4 protein-coding genes are annotated in these 5,051 nt (G+C 71.8%); all 4 read left to right on the top strand.

The window, feature by feature from the left end:
* Positions 1–1,049, top strand: a 1,049-nt coding sequence (locus tag JHN63_RS47515) for an ABC transporter permease (RefSeq protein ID WP_307782158.1), incomplete at its 5' end; no start/stop codon positions are given.
* The gene (locus tag JHN63_RS47510; RefSeq protein WP_200691357.1) at positions 1,046–1,996 is read left to right on the top strand and encodes a hypothetical protein; all 951 of its coding nucleotides are present in this window, start codon (positions 1,046–1,048) and stop codon (positions 1,994–1,996) included. The genes JHN63_RS47515 and JHN63_RS47510, both read left to right, overlap by 4 nt.
* 139 nt (positions 1,997–2,135) lie before the next feature.
* Positions 2,136–4,496 carry an RNA degradosome polyphosphate kinase gene (locus tag JHN63_RS47505; protein ID WP_374223014.1) on the top strand — a complete coding sequence of 787 codons (2,361 nt, stop codon included), beginning with the start codon at positions 2,136–2,138 and terminating at the stop codon, positions 4,494–4,496.
* On the top strand, positions 4,477–5,051 hold a 575-nt coding region (locus JHN63_RS47500), incomplete at its 3' end, for a CHAD domain-containing protein (RefSeq protein WP_200691355.1). The genes JHN63_RS47505 and JHN63_RS47500, both read left to right, overlap by 20 nt.

Raw genomic sequence — 5,051 nt, 5'->3', positions numbered from 1 at the left:
GTCCCCACCACCCCGGAGACCGCCGCATGACCGCCCTCGCCCCACCACCGGTCACCGTGCGCCCGGCCGGATCCTCGCCGCATCTGCTGCGCTGGCTGATACGTCTGCACCGCCCCGCCCTGTCGGCCTGGCTGGCCTTCGTGCTCGTCCTCGGCGGTCTGCTGCTGTGGGTGGGCGGACCGCTCACCGACGCGGCGGTCGAGGGCTGGAAGCACTACCACGCCTGCGAGTCGGGCGGCTGCGCGTACGACCCGAGCGCGGTCGTCCGGTACAAGAACTGGTACGGCTACACGACCTACGCCGTCCTCGCCGCCCCCGCGCTGGTCGCCGCCTGGTCCGGCGCCGCGCTGACCAGCCGCGAACTGGAGCGCGGGACCGCGCAGTTGGCCTGGACCCAGTCGGTCTCCCCGGCCCGCTGGCTCGCCGCCACGCTCGCCCTCCCGGCCGTCCTGGTCACCGTCGGCTCCGGGCTGCTGGTCGCGCTGCACCACTGGGCCTGGTCGGCGGGACAGGGCGGGATCGACACGGCCAAGGACTGGTTCGACGTCGGGACCTACGCCGCCAACGGCCCGGCCACCGTCGCCCTGGCCCTGGCGGGCCTCGTGAGCGGCGCCCTGTTCGGGCTGCTCGGGCGCAACTCCCTTGTCTCACTGGTCGGTTCGCTGTGCGCCACGGCGTTCCTGTGGGGCGCCACGGCCTTCGCGACACCGCACCTGTGGCCCACGGTCACCCGGCTCAGCAGCCTCAAGAACAACGTCCCGGCCGGCTCCGGCATCGTCGTCGACCAGGGCCTGGTCACCGCCACGGGCAAGCACCTCTCCGGCCACCTGTGCGGCAGCACCACCTACCAGCCCTGCCGGACCGCCTACGCCAAGCTCGACGCCGTCGGCTACTACAGCGACTACCACCCCCAATCCCACTACTGGCCCCTCCAGTTGACCGCGACCGCGATCCTCCTCGCCGTCACCGCGGCCCTCACCGTGACCACGTTCCGAGTCCTCGCGCGCCGCACCGGCCCGACACCCGTCCTCAAGGGAGCCGCCGTATGACCGCCATCGCCATGGACTCGACGGTCCGGCCGAGACCGGCCCGGATGTGGCGGGCCGTGCTGCTGCTGCACCGGGCCGCCCTGATCGGCTGGGTGGTGTTCGTCACCGCCGTCTCCGGGGGGCTGCTGTGGGCCTACGGCCCCGGGGGCAACACCGCGCGGGCCGACTGGCAGCGCCAGTGCACCGGGGACGCCTGCTCCTGGAGCAGTGCGATCACCCTCTACCACGCGGCGTACACCGTCGCCGAGCTGCTGATCGGCTGGATCCCCTATCTCGCCGCCGTCTGGGCGGGCACCTTCGTCGCCCGCGAACTGGAGCGCGGCACCACCCGCCTCGCCTGGACCCAGAGCGTCTCCCCGACCCGCTGGCTCGCCACCACCCTCGCCGTGCCCGCCGCGCTGGTCACCGCCGGCAGCACCCTGATGGTCCTGCTGCACCGGCTGCTGTTCGACGCCCACCAGGTGCCGCTGAGCTGGAACCAGTGGAACGACGAGACCTTCACCGCCAACGGCACCCTCGCGATCGTCTACCCCCTCCTCGGCCTCGCCGTCGGCACCCTCGCGGGATTCCTCCAACGCCACGTCCTGACCGCGGCCGGCCTCTCGATCGCCGCCATGGCCCTCGCCGTCACCACCCTCGGCTTCGCCCGCCCCTACCTGTGGCCGACGGTGACCCGCGTCACCAACGTGGGAATCGGCTACGACGCCCCACCGAACGTCCTCAACGTCGATCAGGGCGCCGTCACCGCCACGGGCGCCCATGTCACCGACACCTGTTTCGCCGACACCAAGTGCCTCAAGGCCGTCGACATCACCGGCTACTACGTCGACTACCACCCCGCCTCCCACTTCTGGCCCCTCCAGCTCGTGGAGACCGGCATCGTGGTGGCCCTCGCCGCGCTGGTGCTCGCCGTCGCCTTCACCCTGCTGCGCCGCCGCACCGGCTGACCGGATCCCCCCTCCCCGCGGCTCCCAGGCATCCGTTACGTTCGTTTCCGTGCCGTAGACGTCCGGGAGCCGCCCCCCGATATCCCGCACGCCATGTCGCCGTAACCAACGGTTCAGACGGGCTTGCGACGCTCGGCGAATGAAGCCCGCCGTGCCAGAGCCTTCGCCACCCCCCGAGGTGAACGGGAGCAACGGGGCCGTCCGCCCGCTCCTTCCGGCGCTCTCCGACGCGCCCGTATCGGCGGAGGCGCGGAACAATGGGCACATGAGCAGCCAGCCCAACGCCCAGGCACAGGTCCAGCACGCGCAGCCCTCCGTGGGCTCCATAGCCGCCCACCGCCCGCACACCGTTTCGGCGGCGGTCTCCGATCTGGAACCCGACATCGACGCCGACCTCGACGAGTACGAGGAGTCGCCGTACGACGGGCCCCAGCTCCCGCAGGGCCGCTTCCTGGACCGGGAGCGGAGCTGGCTCGCGTTCAACGAGAGAGTCCTGGAACTCGCCGAGGACCCGAACACGCCCCTCCTGGAGCGGGCGAACTTCCTCGCGATCTTCGCCAGCAACCTGGACGAGTTCTTCATGGTCCGGGTGGCCGGACTCAAGCGCCGTATCGCCACCGGTGTCGCCACCCGCTCCGCCTCCGGCCTGCAGCCGCGCGAGGTGCTGGAGATGATCTGGGCCCGCTCGCGCGAGCTGATGGCCCGGCACGCCGCCTGCTACCACGAGGACATCGCCCCCGCACTGGCGGAGGAGGGCATCCACCTGGTCCGCTGGAACGAGCTGACCGAGAAGGAGCAGGCCCGCCTCTTCACGCTCTTCCGGCACCAGATCTTCCCTGTGCTGACCCCGCTCGCCGTCGACCCCGCGCACCCCTTCCCGTACATCTCGGGTCTCTCGCTGAACCTCGCGGTCGTCGTACGGAATCCGGTCACCGGCCACCGCCACTTCGCGCGCGTCAAGGTGCCGCCGCTGCTCTCCCGCTTCCTGGAGTCCTCGCCGGGCCGGTACGTCCCCCTGGAGGACGTCATCGCCGCCCACCTGGAGGAACTCTTCCCGGGCATGGAGATCCTGGAGCACCACGCGTTCCGGCTGACCCGCAACGAGGACCTCGAGGTCGAGGAGGACGACGCCGAGAACCTGCTCCAGGCCCTGGAGAAGGAACTCATGCGGCGCCGCTTCGGGCCGCCGGTGCGCCTGGAGGTCGAGGAGTCCATCGACCGCGAGGTGCTGGACCTGCTGGTGCGCGAGCTGAAGATCAGCGAGGCCGAGGTGTACCCGCTGCCGGGTCCGCTCGACCTCACCGGGCTGTTCCGCATCGGCTCGCTGGACCGGCCCGAGCTGAAGTACCCGAAGTTCATCGCGGGCACCCAGCGCGACCTCGCCGAGGTCGAAACCGCGTCCGCGCCCGACATCTTCGGCGCCCTGCGCAACCGGGACGTGCTGCTGCACCACCCGTACGACTCGTTCTCCACGTCCGTCCAGCGGTTCCTGGAGCAGGCGGCCAACGACGACGACGTCCTCGCGATCAAGCAGACCCTGTACCGGACCTCCGGCGACTCCCCGATCGTGGACGCGCTCATAGAGGCGGCCGAGGCCGGCAAGCAGGTCCTCGTCCTGGTCGAGATCAAGGCCCGCTTCGACGAGCACGCCAACATCAAGTGGGCGCGCAAGCTGGAGGAGGCCGGCTGCCATGTCGTCTACGGCCTGGTCGGACTCAAGACCCACTGCAAGCTGTCGCTCGTGGTCCGCCAGGAGGGCGACACGCTCCGCCGCTACAGCCATGTCGGCACCGGCAACTACCACCCGAAGACGGCCCGCCTCTACGAGGACCTCGGGCTGCTGACGGCGGACCCGCAGGTCGGCGCCGACCTCTCGGACCTCTTCAACCGGCTGTCCGGCTACTCGCGCCGCGAGACCTACCGCCGTCTGCTGGTCGCCCCCAAGTCCCTGCGCGACGGCCTGATCGCCCGGATCAACAAGGAGGTCCAGCACCACCGCGCCGGGCGCCCCGCGTTCATCCGCATCAAGGTCAACTCGATGGTGGACGAGGCGATCATCGACTCGCTCTACCGCGCGTCCCAGGCGGGCGTCCCGGTCGACGTGTGGGTGCGCGGCATCTGCGCGGTACGGCCCGGTGTCCCCGGCCTGTCCGAGAACATCCGCGTACGGTCCATCCTCGGCCGCTTCCTCGAGCACTCCCGGGTCTTCGGCTTCGGCAACGGAGGCGAGCCCGAGGTGTGGATCGGCAGCGCCGACATGATGCACCGCAACCTCGACCGCAGGATCGAGGCCCTCGTCAGGGTCACCGATCCGGCCCACCGCGCCACGATCAGCCGGCTCCTGGAGACCGGCATGTCGGACACCACCTCCTCCTGGCACCTGGGCCCGGACGGCGAGTGGACCCGGCACGCGACCGACGCGGAAGGCCAGCCCCTGCGCAACGTCCAGGAGATGCTCATAGACGCCCGGAGGCGCCGGCGTGGCACAGCAACACCTTGACCCGACGGATCCCACGGCCCGTGCCGTGACAGGTGACGCCCTCGCGGGCTACCTGCGCGGCCAGGCCACGGAGTTCCTCCGCGCCCTGCGGCTGCACCGGGAGACCGGAGGCGGCCAGAACGGCACGGAGGATTCCGTCGACGCGGCGCGCGCCCTGCGCCACTCCGCCCGCCGGATCAGCGGCAGCCTGCACACCTTCCGGCCACTGCTCGACGCCGACTGGTCCGAGGAGATGCGCCCCGAACTGGCGTGGCTGTCGGGCACGTTGGCCCTGGAGCACGCGTGCGCGGCCCGCCTCGAGCGGCTGCTGCTGGCCCTGCACCGGCTGTCCGGCTCGGCGGCCTTCCCCGTGCAGTCGGCGGCCTCCGCCGTGGGCGGCCGGGTCACCGGCGCGGGCCGGGGCGTCCCGGGACCCGCCGCTGCCGTCGGCACCCGCGGACCGGCCACGCCCACCGCCGAGCGCGGCAACCTCACCGTGGGCGCGGCCAAGGCGGGCGCCCTGCTGGAGCGCCAGCTCACCCTGGCCCGGACCCGGGCCAGGGTGAGCTGGCGCTC

It is taken from the genome of Streptomyces sp. MBT65 (assembly GCF_016612545.1).
In the GTDB taxonomy this organism is placed as follows: domain Bacteria; phylum Actinomycetota; class Actinomycetes; order Streptomycetales; family Streptomycetaceae; genus Streptomyces.
This window is presented reverse-complemented; position numbering and strand designations above follow the sequence as displayed.